Source organism: Microbacterium sp., from assembly GCF_044508325.1.
Taxonomy (GTDB): domain Bacteria; phylum Actinomycetota; class Actinomycetes; order Actinomycetales; family Microbacteriaceae; genus Microbacterium.
On the sequence record NZ_JBIQHX010000010.1, the window covers coordinates 73212 to 91340 of the forward strand.

Sequence of the window (18129 nt, forward strand, 5' to 3'; positions counted from 1 at the left end):
GCGTCCCCGTCACGCGGCGATTCCCACGGTGGGAAGCGGCGGCTTCCGGTGCGGGCGCCCCGTCGTCTGCGACGCAGCCGGCTCGGCGACGATCGCGCGCACCGCGTCACGCCCGGCGCGGTTGGCGCCCACCGTGGACTGCGACGGCCCGTAGCCGATGACGAACAGGCGCGGCTCGTCGAGGGACCTGCCGTTGCGCACGCGCAGACCGCCCTGCGGCGTCCGCAGGCGCAACGGGGCGAGGTGGGCGAGCTCGGCGCGGAAGCCCGTCGCCCAGAGGATGACGTCGGCGCGCTCGAACGAGCCGTCGGGCATGCGCACGCCGTGCTCCTCGATCGCGGTGAACATGGGATGCCGCACCAGCACGCCCCGCTCCTCGGCCCGCCGCACCCACGGAGCCCGATGCATTCCGGTCACCCGCACGACGCTCTGCGCCGGGAGCCCCTGGCGGACGCGCTCCTCGACGCGCGCCACCGCAGCGGCGAGGTGATCGGGCGGGAGGTCGTCGAGCCAGACCGGCTCGCGGCGGGTCACCCAGAAGGTGTCGGCCACCCGCGAGATCTCCTCGAGGAGCTGGGTCGCCGAGATCCCCGCGCCGACGACGACGACCCGCTTGCCGGCGAACTCCTCCGCCGACACGTAGTCCTTCACGTGGACATGCCGTCCACGGAATGTCTCCATGCCGGGGTAGTGCGGGAGGAACGGGCGCGTCCAGGTGCCGGTGGCGTTGATGACGTGACCGGCCGACCAGGTGCCGGCATCCGTCTCCACGATAAGGGAGTCCCGCACGGCCTCGCCGTCGCCGGCCTCGGGGCGCCGCACCGCGTGTACGCGGACCGGGCGCTGGACGGCGAGTCCGAACCGCTCCTCGTAGGCGGCGAAGTACGCGGGCAGCACGTCGCGGCTCGATGCGGCAGGGTCGGCGGCGGGCACCTCGAAGCCGGGCAGCTCGTAGATGCCGTTGATCGTGCCCATCTTCAGCGACTGCCAGCGGTGCTGCCACGCTCCGCCGGGAGCCCGCTCCGCGTCGAGCACGACGAACGTGCGGTCGCCGGCCTCTGCGCGGGGCACCGGCACGAACCCCCGGCGCTGCAGATGGTGCGCTGCCGACAGACCCGCCTGCCCCGCGCCGATCGCGAGGACGTCGACGGGCTGCATGATGGGTGCAACGCCTGCGCAGGGGCGGGGATTCCGGCGCGGACAGGCGGTCGCGAACGCTAGCCTGTCGGAATGTCGCATCCGATCATGTTCGACGACGATGATCCGATGCTCGCCCGCGTGCGCGACCTCGCTCTCGCGCTGCCGGAGGCGGCCGTGAAGGTCAGCCATGGCCGGCCGGCGTTCTTCACGCAGAAGGTGTTCTGCTACTACGGCGGGATGCCGCGGCGCGAGAGCGAGGACGAGGGCGAAGGCGAGCCGCGTCGGCATGATCACGCGATCATCGTGAAGCCCGACCCGGACGACGAGCCCGCGCTGCGGCAGGACCGTCGGTTCTGGGTGCCGAAGTACCTCGGACCCGCTGGCTGGCTCGGCATCGACCTGGGCGACGACACCGACTGGGCCGAGGTCGCGGAACTGCTCGACGCGTCGTATCGCGCCACCGCGCCTCGCCGGCTCGTCCGCATGCTCGACGCGCGGTAGCCCTTCACGCCCGGGCGCGGCGCAGCGGCGTGAGTGCGCCGATCAGCAGTGCGGCCGCGAACAGCGCGATCACCGCGACCAGCGCGACGCCCTCACCCGCCCAGGCGGCCAGCGCTCCTCCGCCGAGGGCCCCGACGACCGCCATCGTGCGGTTGGCCGAGCGCATCGTGGCACTGACCCGGCCGAGCAGCTCGTCGCCGGTCACGAGCTGGCGGTAGCTCAGCTCGTTCGCGTTCTCGAAGCCGCCCGCCAGCCCGTGCAGCGCCAGCGCCGCGAACACGACGGCGATGCCGAACGGGCGATCGAGCGCCGGTGCGATCGCCACGAGCGTCCATGCCACCGGGTATGCGGCACGCGCCGCGACGATGACCGGACCCTGTCCGAAGCGGATGCCCGCCCGTGCCGCAAGCGTCGCGCCGATCAGCGCGGTGACGCCCGCGACGGTGAACAGCAGCCCGTAGAGGAGGGGATCGAACGCCATCGTCCGCAGCGCGAGCACCGCCAGGATCGTGAGCGCTGCCGCATTGGCGACGAACCAGACGTGCGTCGAGACGGCGAGCGGTCCGAGCGAAGGATGCCGGTAGGTGGCGCGCAGCCCCTCGGCCGCTTCGGCCGCGATCCGCCGCCGCCGTCGCGGCCTCCGTTCCTCGTTCGTGCGGATCGTCGCCACCAGGAGCGCGTCGACGACGTAGGTGACCGCGTCGACGAGGATCGTGACGGGCGCTCCGAGCCAGCCCACCAGCGCCCCACCGAGCGTCGGGCCGCCCGTCTGCGCCGCGGCCTCGCCCTGGTCGAGTCGCGCGTTGGCGGCCAGCAGTGCCGTGCGCGGCACGATGCGGGGCAGCAGCGACTGCGATGCGGCGAAGCCGAAGACCGAGAAGCCGCCGAACACGAGCATGAGCGCGGCGAGGCTCCACACCTCGAGGACGCCGAGCGCCCACAGCACCGGGATGGCTCCCAGGGAGGCGGCGCGTCCGAGGCTGGCGATCACGAGCGTCGGCCGGCGACGCCACCGGTCGACCCACACGCCGGCGAGCAGCCCGAGGGCGGCGTACGGTGCGAACTGCGCGGCGTTGACGATGCCCACCTGCAGGGTGTCGGCGGCGAGGTCGTCGACCAGCAGGACGGGGAGGGCCACCGCGGTCAGTGCGGTGCCCAGGGCGCTGAGGGTGCCCGCGCTCCAGAATCGACCGAACCCGGTGCCGGTGGGCTCGGCCGTCGGGTTGTCGGTCACCCCCCGATGCTCGCACACGGGGTGCGCTCGACGTCGGCCGTGGCTCGCCGCTACCGTGCGCGGCCGGGCGGTGCAAGCCCATTCCCGCGACTGCCGACCGTACGTACTGTGCCTGCAGGAGCGCCTCGCGGCCCAGCCGCGGCGGCCCGGCACGAGGAGGCCCCATGTCGAACCCCCCAGGACCCCTGGTCCCGCCGCTCGAGGGCGACGACGCGTACGACGACGATGCGTACGACGGCGAGATCGACCGCGATCCACGCGAAGACACCGAGCTCGACGTCGACGGCGACGACGACGAGCGGCCGCTCGACCCCGATCTGGACGATCGTCTGATCGACAGCGCCGCCGCCGACGAGCAGGCGGCGCGCGAAGGCACGATGGACGACGATGGCGACGGGTGAGAAACCGCCGCTGTCGATGCCCCTGGATGCGTGGCTCGATCGTCTCGCGCAGCCGACCGGTGCACCGGGTGGCGGAGCCGCCTGCGGCGTGATCATCGCCATGGGCGCGTCGCTGCTGCACATGGTGACCGCCTACACGCCCGACGATGAGCGAGCCCAGGAGGCGGGCCACCGCGTGCTGGCGCGACGGGCACGGGCGCTCGCCGCGGCGGAGGTCGACGGCATCCGCTCGTCCGAGCTCGGGGCCGCTCTCGCTGAGCCCGAGCATCCCGGGCGCAGTGCCCGCGTGCGCGCGGCGGCGATCGCGGCGGCCGGAACATCGGTCGAGCTCGCCGACGTCGGGGCGGCGCTGCGGGCCGAGCTGCGCGTGGTCGAAGCCGTCGGCAACCCGAATCTCGCCGCCGACACGGCGGTCGCCGCCGCCGCGGTGGCGGCCGGCATCCGCGGAGCCCTGGTGAATCTGCGGGCGGACATCGAACTCGCCCAGGCGCACCGCGAGGCCGGCGACGGGAGCGAGGAGGCGCTCGCGGCGCTGGCCGCCGTCGGCGACGAGTTCGAGCGGGGTGCCGGAGCGGAGGGTGCCGGATCCTCGAGGCCGTGATGGCGGGCTCGAGTCCGGACGCGGGTCAGGGCTGCTGCGCGGCGTTGAACTCGCGCGCGATGTCGATCCACTCCAGCAGGGCCGCGTCGTCGGCGATCGCCGACGCGGCGACGGCGAGCCATCCCGGGCCCATGCTCATGCGCTGGGCGCCCATCTCGGCGGGGCGGACTCCGTCGCGCAGCTGAAGGTCGGCGCTGCGGCCCGGGTCGACGCGCACGAGCAGGTCGCCGTCCCCCCAGGTGCCCACCAGGATCCGCCCGTTGACCAGGAACGCGATGCTGCCGAACATGCGCTTCTGAACGCACGTCGGCTCGTCGGCCAGCAGCGCGCGGACGCGGTCGGCCAGCTCGGCGCGCTTCTCGTCCATGGCCACCCCGTGATCCTCGCAGGCCGACTCGCCGGACCCGCTGAAGGGACGATACCCCCCGCGCCGCCTGTCGCGCACGCGCACCGGTACGCTCGGGGCCATGCCCCCGGCCGACGACCTGTTCGCGCACGTGCGGCCCACCCTCGACGGGCTGCGCGAGGCGGCCCGCCCGGGTCGGAGGCTTCGGATCGCCCGCCCGCCCCGCGCCATCGCGTTCAGCCGCCGCGATGAGCGCCTGGCCGGGTTCACTCGCGCCGTGGCGGTGGCTCGCGCGCACGGCTTCGCCGCCGCCGTGCGCCCCGTCGGCGGCACGTTCGCCCCGCTGCATGAGGGGAGCCTCGTCGTCGACGAGTTCGGCTGGTCACCGGGCGGCGAGTGGCCCGGCGAACGGTTCGACCGCCACGCGGCGATGCTCGCCGAGGTGTTCGCGTCGTGCGGCATCGACGCGCGCCTCGGCGAGGTGGCGGGCGAGTACTGCCCCGGTGCGCACAGCGTGAACCGGGCCGGGCAGGTCAAGCTCAGCGGCACCGCGCAGCGCGTCGCGCGCGGTGCGTGGCTGGTGAGCTCGGTGGTCCAGGTCGGCCCCGTCGCGGCGCTGCGCGACGTGACGGCGCGGGTGGCCGACGCGCTCGGTCAGATCGTGGACGTCTCCACGATCGGCGCCCTCGCCGACACCGTGCCCGGGCTCACCGCGGCCGAGGTCGCGTCGCGCATCGCAGAGCGCTTCGCCGCGGACGGCGTCGTCGACGTCGACTACGTCTCTCTTCCGCCCGACGGCAGCTCGGCGGCGTAGCCGGCGAGCGACCTGCGGTAGCCGTCGAGGGTGGGGATGAGCGCCAGCAGGGCGGTGCGCAGCGCATCCCCGTACCGTCCCTCGTCGAACAGCGCCAGCGCGAGGATGGCCTGCCGCGCATCGTCGTCCGCGCCCCCGGCCGGCATCGCCTCGAGGATCGAGACGGCCTCGGCGGCGGCGCCGACGTTTCGCAGCGTGCTGGCCAGCTGGATGTGCACGCGGGTCGCGCGCTCACCCTCGAGCCCCGCCGAGATCGCCCGCCGATAATGGTCGATCGCCTCGTGCTCGAGCCCCAGCGCATCGTGCACGCCACCCAGCTCGAACAGCGCGGCCGCGTCGCCGTCCGGTCTCTCCGCGACGAGGGCTCGCATCCGGGCGATGGCCGCCGCCGGATCGGTCTCGTCGAACTCGTGCGCGTAGAAATCGTCGATCCTCTGATCCCAGTCGTCGGTGCTCACACTCTCAGTGTGACAGCAGGTTCACGACCGCCGACCGCGTAGCGTTGACCCATGCCATCCCCTGACTCGCTCGACGAGTACATCGCCCTTCCTCGCATCGAAGCCCTCGCGCTCTCGCCCGACGGCACCCGCGTGGTGCTGACCGTCGCCGCGCTCAAGAAGGACAAGACCGCCTACGAGCGCTCGCTGTGGGAGGTCGCCGCCGACGGCTCCGGAGCGCCGCGGCGCCTCACCCGGTCGGCCAAGGGCGAGGCCGGCGCGGCGTTCCTGCCCGGCGGCGACGTCCTGTTCGTCAGCGCCCGCCCGGACAGCGATGCCGAGGAAGACGACGAGTCGGGTCAGCTCTGGGTGCTGCCCGCCGCCGGCGGCGAAGCCCGCCCGGCGACGCGGCTGGCCGGCGGCGTCTCGGGCATCGCGGCGACGGCCGAGGCATCCGATCGCATCGTCGTGGCGGCCGACCTGCTGCCCTCGGCGGACAGCATCGAGGCGGACGCGAAGCTGCGCGCCGCCCGCAAGAAGCTCAAGGTGTCGGCGATCCTGCACGAGGGCTACCCGGTGCGGTTCTGGGATCACGACCTCGGGCCGGCCGAGCCGCACCTGCTCACCCTCGAACTCGACGGGCTCGCCGACACGATCGCGGCGGTCGCCGTCGAGGACGAAGCCGGCGCCGACGGTGACGAGGACGGCGACGAGAAGGACGAGGATGCCCCCGCCCCCTACCCTGCGACTCTTCCCCGCCCCACCGACCTCACGCCGAAGCCGGGGCGGTCGGCCGACATCGCCGGTGCCGCGCTGACCCCCGACGGCGCGATCCTCATCGCATCGCTGCGCGTTCCGCAGGGCCGCGACGCCCGGTACAGCCTCGTCGCGATCGACACCGCCGACGGCACGCGCACGACCCTCTTCGACGAGCCCAGCACCTATTTCGAAGCTCCCGTCATCAGCCACGACGGCGCGCTCGTCGCGTACGTGCGTGCGGGCTTCGGCTCCCCCGCCGCTCCGGCCGACATCGAGCTGTGGGTCGCGGGCGTCGACGGGGCGGATCCGCGCCGCGTCGCCGAGGGGTGGGACCGCTGGCCGACCGGCCTCGCCTTCGACGCCGACGACACCGCGCTCATCGTGACCGCCGATCAGGACGGCCGGGGGCCGGTCTTCCGCATCCCGCTCGACGGCGCACCCGTCGAGCAGCTCACCCACGACGACTTCACCTACACCGACGTGCACGTCGACCGTGCGACCGGCGAACTCGTGGCGCTGCGCTCGTCGTGGGTCGTCCCGCCGCACCCGGTGCGCATCGCCCGCGACGGCGCCGTCTCGCCGCTGGCGAATCCGACGGCGCTGCCCGAGACGCCCGGCACGATCACCGAGGTCGAGACCACCGCCGAGGACGGCGTGCGCGTGCGCGGCTGGCTGCTGCTGCCGGACGGCGCCTCGGCCGACGACCCCGCACCGCTGCTGCTGTGGATCCACGGCGGTCCGCTCAATTCGTGGAACGCGTGGAGCTGGCGGTGGAACCCGAACCTCGCCGTCGCCCGCGGCTATGCCGTGCTGCTTCCCGACCCTGCGCTGTCCACGGGATACGGGCTGGACTTCATCGCCCGCGGCTGGAACAGCTGGGGCGGCAAGCCCTACACCGACCTCATGGCGATCACGGACGCCGTCGAGGCGCGCGACGACATCGACCAGACCCGTACCGCCGCCATGGGCGGGTCGTTCGGCGGGTACATGGCGAACTGGATCGCCGGACACACCGACCGGTTCCGTGCGATCGTCACGCACGCCAGCCTGTGGGCGCTCGACCAGTTCTCGGGAACCACCGACAGCTCGTCGTACTGGCAGCGCGTCTTCACACCCGAGGGCATGGTCGAGAACGATCCGCACCGCTTCGTGCGAGACATCCGCACTCCGCTGCTGGTGATCCACGGCGATCGTGACTACCGGGTGCCGATCGGGGAGAGCCTGCGGCTGTGGTCCGAGCTCAACGAGCACTTCGCCGCCGAGGACGGCTCGATCGTGCACCGGTTCCTGTACTTCCCCGACGAGAACCACTGGGTGCTCAAGCCCCAGCACGCCGTCGTCTGGTACCAGACGGTGTTCGGGTTCCTCGGCCGGCATGTGCGGGGCGAGGAGTGGGAGCGCCCGGAGGCGCTGGGCTGACGCGCGGCGCCGGCCGCCGGCTCAGGCGACCGGCACGCGGGCGAGGAGCCCCGCGATGACGTCGTCGACGGTGCGCTCGGCGGCGGCCCGCAGGGCCTCGGGCTCGAGGCCGCGCAGCGGACCCTGCAGCGCGAGCAGCGCGAAGCCGTGCACGGCCGACCAGCACGGCCATTCGGCACCCTCGCGCACCGCCAGCTCGCCGGAGGCGTCGAGCTGGTCGAGGGCGGCGACCAGCAGCTGCAGGGGCGGGGGAGGGGATGCCTCTGCGTCGTCGCCCCAGTGCGGCTCGATCGTCGAGAAGGCCACCTCGAACCAGCCGGGCTCGGCCAGCGCGAAGCCGATGTAGCCCAGGCCCACGGCACGCAGCAGCGCCCGCGGAGACGGGTCGGCGGGCTCGAGGGCGTGCATCCGGTCGGCCATGCCCTGGCGGATGCGATCGGCGATCGCCTCGAGCAGCGCATCGCGGTCGGCGAAGTGCCGGTACGCGGCGGTGGCCGACACACCGACGCGGCCGGTGACATCCCGCATGACGAGGGCACGCTCGCCGCCGGAACGGGTGAGCTCCAGCCCGGCCTCGACGAGCGCCTCGCGCAGATTGCCGTGATGATACGGCTGACCCACAGGCATCCGTCCCCAGCCTCTCCCGCGCCCCCTTGACGGCGGCCGCTCAATGTGTACGATGTCAACATACCATGTGAACACTGTGCACATCATCGACGCGACCTGGAGCGACATGAACGTCACTGCGCTTCCCCCTGTCACCGACCATGAGACCTGGCAGCGCGAGCTCGACGCGCTGCGGGTGCGTGAGAAGGCCGCCACCCGCGAGCTCGACGCGGTCGCCGCGCAGCGCCGGCGCCTGCCGATGGTCGAGCTGCCCGAGTACACGCTCACCGGCGCCGAGGGACCGGTCCGCCTGGCCGACGTGTTCCAGGGGCGGTCGCAGCTGATCACGTACCACCACATGTGGTTCGAGGGGAAGCAGTGGCACTGCCCGGGGTGCACGGGGTGGACGTCGCAGTTCACGCGGCTCGAATTCCTCGACGACTATGACGCCCGGTTCGTGATCGTGACCCAGGGTCCGATCGACGAGGCGCTCGCGTACCGCGCGAAGGTGGGCAACCGGATGGAGTGGTACTCCACCGCCGGCGGCCCGTTCGGCGCCGACATGGGCGCCCCGCCCGCCGCAGGCTTCGCCGTGAACGTGTTCCTGCGGGACGGCGACACCGTGTACCGCACCTGGCACACCGACGGCCGCGGCACCGAGCAGCTCGGCCACTTCCACGGGCTCATCGACGTGCTCCCGTTCGGCCGGCAGGAGGACTGGCAGGACGTCCCGGACGGGTGGCCGCAGCGCCCGACCTACGGGCACGGCAACGGCCCCGAGGAGATCGCGCGCCTGTACGGGCCCCCGAACGGCGGGTGACGGATGCCGTCAGCCGCCACGATGCGCAGCTTCCACCAGGTTCTGGTCAACACCCTCGTCGCGAACGTCACCACCAGCTACCTGTGGTTCGCGCTGACCTTCTGGGCGTATCTGGAGACGCGATCGGTCATGGCCACGGCCATCATCGGCGGGTCGTACATGCTGCTGGTCGCGCTGCTCGGCGTGGTGTTCGGCGCGATCGTCGACCACATGAAGAAGAAGGCCGTGATGGTGCTCTCGAGCGTCATCACCCTGTCGACGTACCTGCTGGCCGGCGCCCTCTACCTCGCCTTCGACGAGTCGGTGCTCATCGACTGGGGCGGCCCGTGGTTCTGGATCTTCGCCGCGGTCATCCTCGTCGGCGGCGTCGTCGAGAACCTGCGCAACATCGCACTGTCGACCACGGTCACCCTGCTCGTCCCCGCTGACCGGCGCGACCGCGCGAACGGCCTCGTCGGCACCGTGCAGGGCATCGCCTTCCTCGTCACGAGCGTCTTCTCCGGGCTCTCGGTGGGGCTGCTCGGGATGGGCTGGACGGTCGCGATCGCCACGGTGGCGACCGCGCTGGCGCTCCTGCACCTGCTGTTCGTGTCGATCCCGGAAGCCGGCATCGCGCAGGATCCGGATGCGCCGGCGCGCCGATTCACCTTCCGCGGGGTGCTGCCGGCCATCCGGTCGGTGCCCGGGCTCATGGCCCTCATCCTCTTCACGACGTTCAACAACCTCGTCGGCGGCATCTTCGTCGCGCTCATGGACCCGTACGGGCTCACCCTCTTCAGCGTCGAGATGTGGGGGGTCGTGCTCGGGGTGACGAGCGTCGGCTTCATCGTCGGCGGCGGACTCGTCGCGAAGTTCGGCCTCGGCCGCAATCCGGTGCGCACCCTGCTGCTGGTGAACCTCGGCGTGGCCCTGCTGGGCATGACCTTCGCGCTGCGCGAGCTGTGGTGGCTCTACGCCGCCGGGATCTTCCTGTTCATGCTGATCATGCCGATCGCCGAGGCGGCCGAGCAGACGATCATCCAACGGGTGGTGCCCTACGAGACCCAGGGGCGCGTGTTCGGCTTCGCCGCGAGCGTCGAAGCGGGCGCCTCGCCGATCGCAGCCTACGTGATCGGTCCGATCGCCCAGTTCTGGCTCATCCCGTTCATGGAGAGCGATGCCGGGCAGTCGGCGTTCGGCTGGCTGCTCGGCGACGGCGAGGCCCGCGGCATGGCGCTCGCCTTCGTCGCGGCGAGCTTCGTGATGCTCGTCGCCGTGCTGGTCGCCTTCGCCTCGCGCCCGTACCGGCGTCTGTCCGCCGCCTATGCCGAGTCCGTGCCGCCCGAACCGGCTCTGGTGCCCGAGCCGTAGACCTTCCGGCCCGCGGCGATCGGGCGGCGGTGCGCCGGTGCCCTAGCATGTGGCCATGGTGACGCGGCGGCGGGTGTGGGCGGTGGTCGCGACCGTCTTCAGCATGCTCGTCCAGGCCGCGCTCATCGCGATCGGGCTCGAGATCGTGCTCATCGACGCCACCGAGGTGGAGATCTTCGACCTGCTCGCGATCTGGTGCGGCATCGGCGTCCTGTACACGATCGTCGTGCTGATCGTGCTCGGGCGGATCGCCAAGCGGCGAGCGCAGGCTGCGCACGGGCCGGCGGGCTTCGAGGTCGGCCCTCTCGTGCGCATCGTCTCGATCGTCGCCACGATCGTGCCGAGCCTGATCGGGCTCATCGCCGCGGTCATGGTCGCGACCACCGACGCGCCCGACGACTTCGGCGTCTACGCCGACTTCGTAGGCGTCTCAGCGGCGCTGGTCGCGTGGGGCCTCATGCACTGGGGATTCGCCCAGATCTACTACCAGCGCTTCCACCACGCGATGCGCACCGGCTCCGGCCGCACGATCAGCTTTCCCGGCACCGATCACCCCGGGATCGTCGAGTTCGTGTACTTCGCGTTCACCGTCGGGGCGACCTTCGCGACCTCGGATGCGACCGTGCTCACCACGCGCGCGCGATGGCTGGTCACCTGGCACACCGTGATCAGCTTCTTCTTCAACGGGCTGATCATCGTGTTCGCGCTGACCACGATCATGAGCCGCTGACGCCTGCTCCGCATGGTCGCGCAGCGTCGTGGCGCCGAGAGCGCGCGCGGCGGGCGGGTCAGCCCTGATGGTTCTCGCGCGCCCAGCCGCCGAAGTGGATCGGCAGCGCGATCGCGAGCGACACCGCCAGCAGGCCCCCGATGAAGACGAGGGCCTCGATGCCCACCAGCGAGAAGGAGATCCCCATGGCGAAGATGCCGCCCACGAACAGGATGAGCGCGATCACGAACATGCGGAACCTCCAGAAGCAGTCTCGGCGTCCAGCCTATCGTGCCGCCGATCCCGGCACACGCACGTGGAGACCCGGCCCAGCCCGAGGCAGGATGGGACCATGATCTCGATTCCGACGGTGACGCTCGGCGACGGCACGATCTTCCCGCAGCTCGGCTTCGGCACCTACCGGCTGCGCGGCGCGGCAGGCGTCGACGCGATCGTCTCGGCGATCGACCTCGGCTACCGGCTGCTGGACACCGCGGTGGGCTACGAGAACGAGGCCGAGGTGGGTGAGGCGATCCGCCGCGCCGGGGTCGACCGCGACGAGCTGATCGTGACGACGAAGATCCCGGGCCGCGACCACGGGTACGACGAGGCGATCGCCAGCGCCCGCGGGTCGCTCGACCGCCTCGGTCTCGACCGCATCGACCTGCTGCTGATCCATTGGCCCAATCCCCGCATCGGCCGCTACATCGACACCTTCCGCGCGATGGTCGACCTGCGCGAGCGGGGCCTCGTGCGCTCGGTGGGAGTCTCGAACTTCACCGAGCCGATGCTGCAGGAGCTCATCGACGCCGCCGGGGTCACCCCGGCGGTGAACCAGGTCGAGCTGCACCCCTACTTCCCGCAGGCGGCCCTGCGCGCCTTCCACGCGGCGCACGGGATCCGCACCGAGAGCTGGAGCCCGCTGGCGCGGCGCAGCGACCTGCAGGGGGAGAGGCTCATCGGCGACATCGCGTCCGCGCACGGCGTGACGCCGGCGCAGGCGGTGCTGCGCTGGCATGTGCAGCTGGGCTCGACCCCGATCCCCAAGTCCGCCCACGTCGGCCGTCAGCGCGAGAACGCCGACGTGTTCGGGTTCTCGCTCACCGGCGACGAGGTCGCCGCGATCTCGGGTCTGGAGCGCGGGCGTCTGTGGGACGGGGATCCCGACACGCACGAGGAGATGTGATGCGCGCCGCCTTCCTGTTCGGCGCGGGCGATGTGCGCGTCGTCGACGCGCCGGAGCCCGCCATCCTCCAGCCCACCGACGCCATCGTGCGGGTCACCGCGTCGTGCGTATGCGGCAGCGACCTCCATCCCTACCGCCGCGCGACCCCGATGCCCGAGGGCGCGGCGATGGGCCACGAGTTCGTCGGCGTCGTGGAGGAGGTCGGGCCGGAGGTCGCGGACGTCCGCCCCGGCGACCTCGTCATCGCCCCCTTCGCCTGGTCGGACGGAACCTGCGACTTCTGCCGGGAGGGCCTCCAGACCTCGTGCCGGAACGGGGGATTCTGGGGATCGGCGGACGTGCCGGGCGGGCAGGGTGAGCGTGTGCGCGTGCCCTTCGCCGACGGCACCCTCGCCGTCGTGCCTCCCGGCGCGGACGAGGCGCTCCTTCCGGATCTGCTCACCCTCTCGGACGTCTACGGGACCGGATGGCACGCGGCGGTGCGGGGCGGGGTGCGCACCGGGATCGACGTCACCGTGATCGGCGACGGCGCGGTCGGGCTGCTCGCCGTGCTCTCGGCGAAGCAGCTGGGCGCAGAGCGCATCATCCTGATGGGCCGTCACGCCGCGCGCACCGACCTCGGTGTCGAGTTCGGTGCGACCGACGTCGTGGTCGAGCGCGGGGCGGATGGCGTCGATCACGTGAAGGAGCTCACCGGCGGCGACGGCACGCGGGTGGTGCTCGAGGCGGTCGGGCACCTGGATGCCTTCGAGCAGGCGCTCGGTGTCGTCCGCGCCGGCGGCACCGTCAGCAGGGTGGGCGTCCCGCAGTACCGCGAGGGCCCGATCGGGCGTGCCCAGTTCGGCCGCAATGTGACCATCACGGGAGGAGTGGCCCCGGTGCGCGCCTACATCGGCGAACTGCTGCCGGGCGTGCTCGCCGGTGACGTGCACCCGGGACGGGTGTTCGACCGCGTGCTGCCGCTGGAGGAGACCCCCGAGGCCTATCGGCTCATGGAGAGCCGCGAGGCGCTGAAGGTCATGCTGCGGCCCTGACCGGCCGCCGCCCCCGTCACTGGTCGATGAAGTCGTCGCCGTAGAAGTCCGGCCAGGCGGCGATGTCGATGCCATGGTTGTCGGGCGACGCGATCGTCCACGATTCCGGCGCGTTCGAGCGCACCAGCCGGCCCCCGGCCGCCAGCGCCGCGTCCACCCGCGCCTGCGCCTGGTCGGCGGGCACCGACACGTCGATGTGGGTGCGGCCCCGCCCCGGCCGGGGCGGATCGATGTCGTGGAACCACAGGTGCGGCCCGCGCCGCTGCGGATCCAGGGCGTCTTCCGGACCGAGCGGGTCGTAGCCCAGGGCCGCGGTCCAGAACGGCCGCACGTCCTTGCCGGGCTCCTGCGCGACCGCGATCCCCACGATCACGAGCTGCGCCGGGTCGGCCGTGTATCCGAGTTCGTGCGCGACGCGTGAGATCGCCTGGGCGAGCTCGACGTCCTTCCGGCTGAGCGCACCGTCCGGTCGCGAACACGTGCGGATCGTCACCCCGTGCGGGCGCACGTCGAGGTCGGGCTCGTGGCCGACCTCGGCGACGACCTCGGCGATCGCGTCGACGAGGCGCACGGCGTCGGCGAACGAGTCCGTGACGTAGTGGGCGTGCGCGCCCCAGAACAGCCCGCGCCAGTCGTCGACGCCGCCGGCGTCGTGAAAGGTCTGCGCCCCGATGAACCGGGGCTCGGCGTTCGTCTGCGTGTCGTCGGTCATTCTCGAGTCCTCTCCCGCCCGTGTCGGACGGTCGCGATACGATCCCTCCCGCGGGGGCGACGATACGCGTCGGCTCCGACAGGCGACAGAGCGGAAGAGGATGCTGCAGCTCAGCGCGCAGGACGCCCGCCGCATCGCCGTGCGCGCGCAGCTGCTCGACGCGCGGCGGCCTGCCGACGTCGTCGAGGTCGCCGAACAGCTGACGCAGCTGAACATCGACCCCACCAACGCGATCATGCCCAGCGAGCACCACCTGCTGTGGAGCCGCATCGGCGAAGCCTACGAGCCGGGCTGGCTGAGCCGGGCGTTCGAGGCGGACCGGGTCCTGTTCGAGTTCAACGGCGCGTATCGCCCGATGAGCGACCTCGAGCTGTTCCTGCCCCGCATGCGCATCGCGCCCGCGTACGAGAAGACGCGGCAGTGGCTCGATGCGAACTCGGGATTCCGCAGCGACATCCTCGATCGGCTGCGCGCCGAGGGGCCGACGGCGACCGGCGGCATCCCCGATACGAGCGCCGTGCCGTGGCCGTCGACCGGATGGAACAACGACCGCAACGTCACGATGATGCTCGAGATCCTCCTCGCCCGCGGCGAGGTCGCGGTGGCGGCGCGCGAGGGCAGGGAGCGCCGCTGGGACCTCGCCGAGCGCGTCTATCCGCAGGGCCTGGTCGAGCTGACGGTCGAGGAGGCCGACGCCGCGCAGCACGAGCGCTACCTGCAGGCCATGGGCGTCGCCCCGGTGAAGGCGACGGCCGTGCCCACCGAGACCCGCGCGCTCGGCGGCGCCGGCGAGCCCGTCGAGATCGAGGGTGCCGCGGGGGATTGGCGGGTCGACCCGGCGGCGCTCGGCGCTCTCGACGAGCCGTTCGCCGGGCGCACGGCGCTGCTGTCGCCGTTCGACCGGCTCGTGTTCGACCGTGAGCGCGCGCTCGCGCTGTTCGGCTTCGAGTACATCCTCGAGATGTACAAGCCCGCCGCGAAGCGCCGCTGGGGCTACTTCGCGCTCCCGATCCTGCACGGCGATCGCCTGGTGGGAAAGCTCGACGCGAAAGCGGATCGCAAGGCGGGGATGCTGCGGGTCGCCGCCATCCACGAGGACACGCCGTTCGACACGGGCACGGCCGAGGCCGTGCACGCCGAGATCCGCGCGCTCGCCGCGTACCTGGGCCTGGAGGTCGCCGGGCTGCCCTGACGCCGGCTCAGCGACGCACCGTCTCCAGCCACTCGTCGAACGTCTGCGCGCCGAGGACCGCGTCGGCACCGGGCAGGTTGAGCCCCGCGCGCATGCCGGCGAACTGCTTGTTCGGCAGGTTCACCGCAAGAACCGGTCCGCGGTACCCGATGGCGCGGGCATACCGCTTCGTCATGTCGGCCAGCTGCTCCTCGCGCGGGCCGGCGAGATCGGTGGCGCGCCCTTGCGCGGGCTGCTCGGCCAGCTGCACGAGGTGCTCGCCGACCTCCCGGGCTGCCACCGGCTGGGTGCGTGCCCGGGGCGCGAGATGGAGCGGACCGATCTTCACCCCGGCGAACATCAGGGTCGCGAACTCGTGGAACTGCGTCGCGCGCAGGATCGTCCAGGGCACGTCGGAGGCGGTGTACACCTCTTCCTGAGCGAGCTTGGCCGCATAGTACCCGTGCGGGTTGAGATCGATGCCGACGATCGACAGCGAGACGACATGGCCGACGCCGGCGGCACCCGCGGTGCGCACCAGGTTCCCGCAGGCGGTGCGGAAGAAGTCCGCTGCGACGGAGGCCTTCACGGTGCCGACATTGAGAGTGTCGATGGCGGCATCCACTCCATCCCATGCACCGTCGAGGCCCTCGCCCGTGATGAGGTCGATGCCCGTGCCGCGGGTCAGCAGCACCACCTCGTGCCCGCGCTCGCGAGCGACGTCGACGACGTGCCTGCCGACCATGCCGGTTCCCCCGGCCACCGCGATCCTCATCGGCGCATCACACGCGGGCGCCGTCGTCGTCGGGATCGTCGAGTTTGCCCGCGCGACCGCCGCGCCACGACTCGTACGCGATCATCCAGCCGATCGAGACGAGCACCGCCAGCAGCAGGCCGAGCCAGACGCTGCCGAGCACCTGCCCGACGATGACGCCCAGCACCAGCAGGATGACGGTCCCTGCGATCCAGCCGAATCGTCCGCGCGGCCAGCCCGTGCCCGAGGAGGATGCCATGCCTCCAGCGTACGGCGTCCCCGCCGGTGCGGGCCCGGCACGCCGTCACCGGTCGCGGTGGTCTTCGGGGTGCAGCCGCGGCGCGCGGCGCGGTTCGCGCACGCCGCTGAGGCCGATGAGGCGGATCACGCGCTGGCGGTGACCGGGCCACGCGGCAAGCAGCCTCAGCATCCCGTCGTCGTCCGTGCGCGTTCCGGTGAGCGCGAACCCGACCTCGTGGGCGAGGTGGAAATCGCCGACGCTCACCGCGTCCGGGTCGCCGAGTGCGCGGATGCGGGTCTCGGCGGCGGTCCACGGGCCGACGCCGCGCAGTGCCGTCAGCACCCGGTCGCGCGCTGCGCCGTCCGCCGCCGCCGCGACCGCGCGCGCGATCGCGGGCCCGCGCCGCGCCGCCTCCACGATGGTGCGCGCCTGCGGCGGCTCGAGCCCCGCGCGGTGCCACGCCCACGAGGGCACGTGCCGCCAGCCGTCGATGGGCGGCGGGGCGAACAGCGGCCGGGGTGTGGGCCCGGGGGCGCGCTGTCCGTACCAGGTGACGATCCGCCGCCAGGCGGCGAACGCCTGCATCCCGGTGACCTTCTGCTCGATGATCGCGCCGGCCAGCGCGTCGAAGACGAGGTCGGTGCGACTCAGCCGCAGACCCGGGTTGCGCCGGTGCGCCTCGGCGACGAGAGGATGCCGGGCCGCGTCGAATCCGGACGGGTCGTCGTGTGCGCCGCACAGTGCGGGGACCTGCTCCAGCGCCCAGGCGGCGCCCTCGCCCCACGCCGCGGCGCGGATGACGCCGTGACCGGTCTCGCGCAGCGCCAGCGTGGCGACGCCGCCGGGGGTGCGGCTCGCGCGCCAGATCACCCCACCGTCGGCGACCATCGTCGGGTCCCCTGCGCCGCGCCGCTGAGCCAGCACGGTGCGCCGCAGATCCAGCGGATGCCGCGGTCGGTAGACCGTCTCCAGCGGCGGGCCGGCCGGCGGGCGCGGATCGCGGCTGCGGGCGGCATCGGCGTGCCCCGCGGCATCCCGCTGCCGGGGGATGCGGGTGAGCGAGGTCGTCATGCGCACACCCTACGCCGGGAGACCGTCAGAAGCGGTCGGGCGAGGGTGTGCCGTGGCCGTACCGGATCGAGACGTCGGCGTGTCGGTCGAACCGGTAGCCGACGCCGCGCACGGTGCGCACGATGTCTTCGTAGCGGCCGAGCTTGGCGCGCAGACGCCGCACGTGCACGTCGATCGTGCGCTCGCCCGGCGCCTCGCCGTCGGAGACGCCCTGCCACAGTGACTCGACGAGCTCGCTGCGCTCGATGGTGCGCCCCTCGCGCAGCACGAGGTACTGCAGCAGTTCGAACTCCTTGAACGTGAACGCCGCGGACTCGCCTTCGATGAGCACGCGCTTGCGCGAGATGTCGACGACGACGCCGCCGGAGGCGACCTCCTCGTCGTCCGGGTCGGGCTGGGTGCGGGCGATGGCGCTGGGCTCGTGCAGCGCGAGCCGCACGACGTCGACGTCGCGACCGCCCGCGGCGATCGGCGACAGGGCGACGGTCGCGTACGTCTCGGCGGCGGGGGCCAGTTCGGCGAGGGTGCGGCGGAGGGCGTCGACCAGGATGCCGAGGCTGACGCCGGAGGCGGCGGCCTTCTGCTCGTCGATGCCCACGTACAGGGCGAATCCGCGGGGCTCGGTCCCGGGCGGCAGGGCACGCGCCGGAGCGGCAGGAGCTGCCGGCGTGACCGCGGGGGCCACGGTCCGCGACGGCGGGTTCAGCGGTCGCAGGGAGGGGCGGCGGGGGGCGGTGGTGGTGGGTCGTTCGAGAAGGGCGGTGTTCGACATGGGAGTGTCCTCGGGCGAGGGAACCCGGTGGCGGGTTCGGAATGTGCGTCG

The 18129-nt window shown here is 72.7% G+C and carries 22 protein-coding genes; 11 read left to right on the plus strand and 11 right to left on the minus strand.

Annotated elements, in window-relative coordinates; genetic code table 11:
- Positions 1-9: 9 nt before the first annotated feature.
- Positions 10-1158: an NAD(P)-binding domain-containing protein gene (locus ACIWQI_RS10010; protein WP_396657097.1), complete on the minus strand. Its 1149-nt coding sequence runs from the start codon at positions 1156-1158 to the stop codon at positions 10-12.
- Positions 1159-1230: 72 nt separating this feature from the next.
- On the opposite strand from ACIWQI_RS10010, the gene ACIWQI_RS10015 reads away from it, so the two are divergent.
- Positions 1231-1641 carry an MmcQ/YjbR family DNA-binding protein gene (locus ACIWQI_RS10015; protein WP_396657099.1) on the plus strand — a complete coding sequence of 137 codons (411 nt, stop codon included), beginning with the start codon at positions 1231-1233 and terminating at the stop codon, positions 1639-1641.
- Positions 1642-1645: 4 nt separating this feature from the next.
- Here ACIWQI_RS10015 and ACIWQI_RS10020 read toward each other — a convergent pair whose 3' ends face one another.
- A complete protein-coding gene (locus ACIWQI_RS10020; protein WP_396657101.1) occupies positions 1646-2875 on the minus strand; it encodes an MFS transporter in 1230 nt (409 codons plus the stop codon).
- A gap of 164 nt (positions 2876-3039) precedes the next feature.
- Here ACIWQI_RS10020 and ACIWQI_RS10025 point away from each other — a divergent pair, with 164 nt between their 5' ends.
- Together ACIWQI_RS10025 and ACIWQI_RS10030 are read left to right on the plus strand one after the other, a co-directional pair.
- On the plus strand, positions 3040-3276 hold the full coding sequence (locus tag ACIWQI_RS10025) for a hypothetical protein (RefSeq protein WP_396657103.1): 237 nt from the start codon (positions 3040-3042) through the stop codon (positions 3274-3276).
- A complete protein-coding gene (locus tag ACIWQI_RS10030; RefSeq protein ID WP_396657105.1) occupies positions 3263-3877 on the plus strand; it encodes a cyclodeaminase/cyclohydrolase family protein in 615 nt (204 codons plus the stop codon). The genes ACIWQI_RS10025 and ACIWQI_RS10030 overlap by 14 nt, the downstream gene beginning before the upstream one ends.
- A gap of 25 nt (positions 3878-3902) precedes the next feature.
- On the opposite strand, the gene ACIWQI_RS10035 is transcribed toward ACIWQI_RS10030, so the two are convergent.
- Positions 3903-4244 (minus strand): TfoX/Sxy family protein, encoded by a 342-nt coding sequence (locus ACIWQI_RS10035; RefSeq protein WP_396657169.1) that lies wholly within the window; start codon positions 4242-4244, stop codon positions 3903-3905.
- 100 nt (positions 4245-4344) lie between these two features.
- Between ACIWQI_RS10035 and ACIWQI_RS10040 the strand changes: the two genes are divergently transcribed.
- Positions 4345-5037, plus strand: a complete 693-nt coding sequence (locus ACIWQI_RS10040; protein WP_396657107.1) for a lipoate--protein ligase family protein — start codon at positions 4345-4347, stop codon at positions 5035-5037.
- Here the strand turns inward: ACIWQI_RS10040 and ACIWQI_RS10045 are convergent.
- Positions 4998-5495 (minus strand): tetratricopeptide repeat protein, encoded by a 498-nt coding sequence (locus tag ACIWQI_RS10045; RefSeq protein ID WP_396657109.1) that lies wholly within the window; start codon positions 5493-5495, stop codon positions 4998-5000. The genes ACIWQI_RS10040 and ACIWQI_RS10045 overlap by 40 nt on opposite strands.
- 51 nt (positions 5496-5546) lie before the next feature.
- On the opposite strand from ACIWQI_RS10045, the gene ACIWQI_RS10050 reads away from it, so the two are divergent.
- The gene (locus tag ACIWQI_RS10050) at positions 5547-7652 is read left to right on the plus strand and encodes a S9 family peptidase (RefSeq protein ID WP_396657111.1); all 2106 of its coding nucleotides are present in this window, start codon (positions 5547-5549) and stop codon (positions 7650-7652) included.
- Between the two features lie 21 nt (positions 7653-7673).
- Here the strand turns inward: ACIWQI_RS10050 and ACIWQI_RS10055 are convergent, their stop codons facing one another.
- Complete coding sequence (locus ACIWQI_RS10055; protein WP_396657113.1) at positions 7674-8279, minus strand: TetR/AcrR family transcriptional regulator; 606 nt, start codon at positions 8277-8279, stop codon at positions 7674-7676.
- 106 nt (positions 8280-8385) lie between these two features.
- On the opposite strand from ACIWQI_RS10055, the gene ACIWQI_RS10060 reads away from it, so the two are divergent.
- The 3 genes from ACIWQI_RS10060 to ACIWQI_RS10070 are packed head-to-tail and all read left to right on the plus strand — an operon-like array spanning position 8386 to position 11158.
- On the plus strand, positions 8386-9078 hold the full coding sequence (locus ACIWQI_RS10060) for a DUF899 domain-containing protein (protein WP_396657171.1): 693 nt from the start codon (positions 8386-8388) through the stop codon (positions 9076-9078).
- Between the two features lie 3 nt (positions 9079-9081).
- Positions 9082-10428, plus strand: coding sequence for an MFS transporter (locus ACIWQI_RS10065; RefSeq protein ID WP_396657115.1), 1347 nt, complete (start codon positions 9082-9084; stop codon positions 10426-10428).
- 55 nt (positions 10429-10483) lie between these two features.
- On the plus strand, positions 10484-11158 hold the full coding sequence (locus ACIWQI_RS10070) for a DUF1345 domain-containing protein (RefSeq protein WP_396657117.1): 675 nt from the start codon (positions 10484-10486) through the stop codon (positions 11156-11158).
- Positions 11159-11216: 58 nt separating this feature from the next.
- Here the strand turns inward: ACIWQI_RS10070 and ACIWQI_RS10075 are convergent, their stop codons facing one another.
- The gene (locus ACIWQI_RS10075; protein WP_396657119.1) at positions 11217-11390 is read right to left on the minus strand and encodes a hypothetical protein; all 174 of its coding nucleotides are present in this window, start codon (positions 11388-11390) and stop codon (positions 11217-11219) included.
- Between the two features lie 99 nt (positions 11391-11489).
- Between ACIWQI_RS10075 and ACIWQI_RS10080 the strand changes: the two genes are divergently transcribed.
- Both ACIWQI_RS10080 and ACIWQI_RS10085 read left to right on the plus strand, forming a co-directional pair.
- On the plus strand, positions 11490-12323 hold the full coding sequence (locus ACIWQI_RS10080) for an aldo/keto reductase (protein WP_396657121.1): 834 nt from the start codon (positions 11490-11492) through the stop codon (positions 12321-12323).
- Entirely contained in the window at positions 12323-13357 is a 1035-nt protein-coding gene (locus ACIWQI_RS10085; RefSeq protein WP_396657123.1) for an alcohol dehydrogenase catalytic domain-containing protein, read from the plus strand. Before ACIWQI_RS10080 ends, ACIWQI_RS10085 begins: the two co-directional genes overlap by 1 nt.
- Positions 13358-13373: 16 nt before the next feature.
- Here the strand turns inward: ACIWQI_RS10085 and ACIWQI_RS10090 are convergent, their stop codons facing one another.
- Complete coding sequence (locus ACIWQI_RS10090; RefSeq protein WP_396657125.1) at positions 13374-14069, minus strand: VOC family protein; 696 nt, start codon at positions 14067-14069, stop codon at positions 13374-13376.
- A gap of 100 nt (positions 14070-14169) precedes the next feature.
- On the opposite strand from ACIWQI_RS10090, the gene ACIWQI_RS10095 reads away from it, so the two are divergent.
- The gene (locus tag ACIWQI_RS10095; protein ID WP_396657127.1) at positions 14170-15261 is read left to right on the plus strand and encodes a DNA glycosylase AlkZ-like family protein; all 1092 of its coding nucleotides are present in this window, start codon (positions 14170-14172) and stop codon (positions 15259-15261) included.
- 7 nt (positions 15262-15268) lie between these two features.
- Here the strand turns inward: ACIWQI_RS10095 and ACIWQI_RS10100 are convergent, their stop codons facing one another.
- The 4 genes from ACIWQI_RS10100 to ACIWQI_RS10115 are packed head-to-tail and all read right to left on the minus strand — an operon-like array spanning position 15269 to position 18078.
- Positions 15269-16015, minus strand: coding sequence for an SDR family oxidoreductase (locus ACIWQI_RS10100; protein WP_396657129.1), 747 nt, complete (start codon positions 16013-16015; stop codon positions 15269-15271).
- Between the two features lie 7 nt (positions 16016-16022).
- On the minus strand, positions 16023-16253 hold the full coding sequence (locus ACIWQI_RS10105) for a hypothetical protein (protein WP_396657131.1): 231 nt from the start codon (positions 16251-16253) through the stop codon (positions 16023-16025).
- 45 nt (positions 16254-16298) lie between these two features.
- Entirely contained in the window at positions 16299-17306 is a 1008-nt protein-coding gene (locus ACIWQI_RS10110) for a DNA-3-methyladenine glycosylase family protein (protein ID WP_396657133.1), read from the minus strand.
- Between the two features lie 25 nt (positions 17307-17331).
- The gene (locus tag ACIWQI_RS10115; RefSeq protein WP_396657135.1) at positions 17332-18078 is read right to left on the minus strand and encodes a winged helix-turn-helix domain-containing protein; all 747 of its coding nucleotides are present in this window, start codon (positions 18076-18078) and stop codon (positions 17332-17334) included.
- Between the last annotated feature and the right edge of the window lie 51 nt (positions 18079-18129).

What these genes read in the sequence shown, in the direction of transcription:
- ACIWQI_RS10010 (WP_396657097.1), bottom strand. Translation starts at nt 1,158, where the DNA reads ATGCAGCCCGTCGACGTCCTCGCGATCGGCGCGGGGCAGGCGGGTCTG.
- ACIWQI_RS10015 (WP_396657099.1), top strand. Translation starts at nt 1,231, where the DNA reads ATGTCGCATCCGATCATGTTCGACGACGATGATCCGATGCTCGCCCGC.
- ACIWQI_RS10025 (WP_396657103.1), top strand. Translation starts at nt 3,040, where the DNA reads ATGTCGAACCCCCCAGGACCCCTGGTCCCGCCGCTCGAGGGCGACGAC.
- ACIWQI_RS10030 (WP_396657105.1), top strand. Translation starts at nt 3,263, where the DNA reads ATGGCGACGGGTGAGAAACCGCCGCTGTCGATGCCCCTGGATGCGTGG.
- ACIWQI_RS10035 (WP_396657169.1), bottom strand. Translation starts at nt 4,244, where the DNA reads ATGGACGAGAAGCGCGCCGAGCTGGCCGACCGCGTCCGCGCGCTGCTG.
- ACIWQI_RS10040 (WP_396657107.1), top strand. Translation starts at nt 4,345, where the DNA reads ATGCCCCCGGCCGACGACCTGTTCGCGCACGTGCGGCCCACCCTCGAC.
- ACIWQI_RS10050 (WP_396657111.1), top strand. Translation starts at nt 5,547, where the DNA reads ATGCCATCCCCTGACTCGCTCGACGAGTACATCGCCCTTCCTCGCATC.
- ACIWQI_RS10055 (WP_396657113.1), bottom strand. Translation starts at nt 8,279, where the DNA reads ATGCCTGTGGGTCAGCCGTATCATCACGGCAATCTGCGCGAGGCGCTC.
- ACIWQI_RS10060 (WP_396657171.1), top strand. Translation starts at nt 8,386, where the DNA reads ATGAACGTCACTGCGCTTCCCCCTGTCACCGACCATGAGACCTGGCAG.
- ACIWQI_RS10065 (WP_396657115.1), top strand. Translation starts at nt 9,082, where the DNA reads ATGCCGTCAGCCGCCACGATGCGCAGCTTCCACCAGGTTCTGGTCAAC.
- ACIWQI_RS10070 (WP_396657117.1), top strand. Translation starts at nt 10,484, where the DNA reads ATGGTGACGCGGCGGCGGGTGTGGGCGGTGGTCGCGACCGTCTTCAGC.
- ACIWQI_RS10075 (WP_396657119.1), bottom strand. Translation starts at nt 11,390, where the DNA reads ATGTTCGTGATCGCGCTCATCCTGTTCGTGGGCGGCATCTTCGCCATG.
- ACIWQI_RS10080 (WP_396657121.1), top strand. Translation starts at nt 11,490, where the DNA reads ATGATCTCGATTCCGACGGTGACGCTCGGCGACGGCACGATCTTCCCG.
- ACIWQI_RS10085 (WP_396657123.1), top strand. Translation starts at nt 12,323, where the DNA reads ATGCGCGCCGCCTTCCTGTTCGGCGCGGGCGATGTGCGCGTCGTCGAC.
- ACIWQI_RS10090 (WP_396657125.1), bottom strand. Translation starts at nt 14,069, where the DNA reads ATGACCGACGACACGCAGACGAACGCCGAGCCCCGGTTCATCGGGGCG.
- ACIWQI_RS10095 (WP_396657127.1), top strand. Translation starts at nt 14,170, where the DNA reads ATGCTGCAGCTCAGCGCGCAGGACGCCCGCCGCATCGCCGTGCGCGCG.
- ACIWQI_RS10100 (WP_396657129.1), bottom strand. Translation starts at nt 16,015, where the DNA reads ATGAGGATCGCGGTGGCCGGGGGAACCGGCATGGTCGGCAGGCACGTC.
- ACIWQI_RS10105 (WP_396657131.1), bottom strand. Translation starts at nt 16,253, where the DNA reads ATGGCATCCTCCTCGGGCACGGGCTGGCCGCGCGGACGATTCGGCTGG.
- ACIWQI_RS10110 (WP_396657133.1), bottom strand. Translation starts at nt 17,306, where the DNA reads ATGACGACCTCGCTCACCCGCATCCCCCGGCAGCGGGATGCCGCGGGG.
- ACIWQI_RS10115 (WP_396657135.1), bottom strand. Translation starts at nt 18,078, where the DNA reads ATGTCGAACACCGCCCTTCTCGAACGACCCACCACCACCGCCCCCCGC.